Here is a 568-nt window from a genome sequence, read left to right as displayed (position 1 = left end):
GCCCCGGCCGCACCCCGACGTGCGGCCGGGGCGGGAACGGCCCAGGGCCCGCGCGGCGCGGTCAGTGCAGGACCTTGAGCCCGATCACGCAGCCGACCAGCCCCAGGATGAGCAGGACCCGCGCGACCGAGACGGGTTCGGCCCCCGTCGCCATCGCGTAGGTCACCGTCCCGGCGGCGCCGATCCCCACCCACACCGCGTACGCGGTGCCCGTCGGCAGCGACCGCATCGCGTACGCCAGCCCGACCATGCTGGCGACGACGGCGACGCCGAACACGACGGTCGGCACGGGACGGGTGAAACCCTCGGACCTGCCCAGGGCGGTCGCCCACACGGCTTCCAGGACCCCGGACACGATGAGCACGATCCACGACACGACGCCATCCTCCGCCACCGTCTTGTCGCTGTCCGGGTACGGCGGGCTCGTCCGGGCGCCGGGTTCCGGCACTGCCCGAAGGTTCTCCCGGAACCCGTCCCCGGTCAACCCCTCCCTCCCCCACGGTGATCAAGGACTACCGCGCGCCGATCGAGGACACAGCGGCGTCGCCGGAGGGCTGTGTCCTCGATC

1 protein-coding gene and 1 riboswitch are annotated in these 568 nt (G+C 73.6%); the gene reads right to left on the bottom strand.

Annotated elements, in window-relative coordinates; genetic code table 11:
* Positions 1 to 61: 61 nt before the first annotated feature.
* Positions 62 to 376, bottom strand: coding sequence for a DMT family transporter (locus tag ACRYRX_RS22585; protein ID WP_432515447.1), 315 nt, complete (start codon positions 374 to 376; stop codon positions 62 to 64).
* 11 nt (positions 377 to 387) lie between these two features.
* Positions 388 to 451: riboswitch (guanidine-III (ykkC-III) riboswitch) on the bottom strand.
* Positions 452 to 568: the final 117 nt, after the last annotated feature.

The sequence above is a fragment of the Kineococcus lubricus genome (assembly GCF_050871965.1).
Classification (GTDB): domain Bacteria; phylum Actinomycetota; class Actinomycetes; order Actinomycetales; family Kineococcaceae; genus Kineococcus.
The sequence above is the reverse complement of the archived record's forward strand: the minus strand, read 5'-3'. Positions and strand labels throughout refer to the sequence as shown.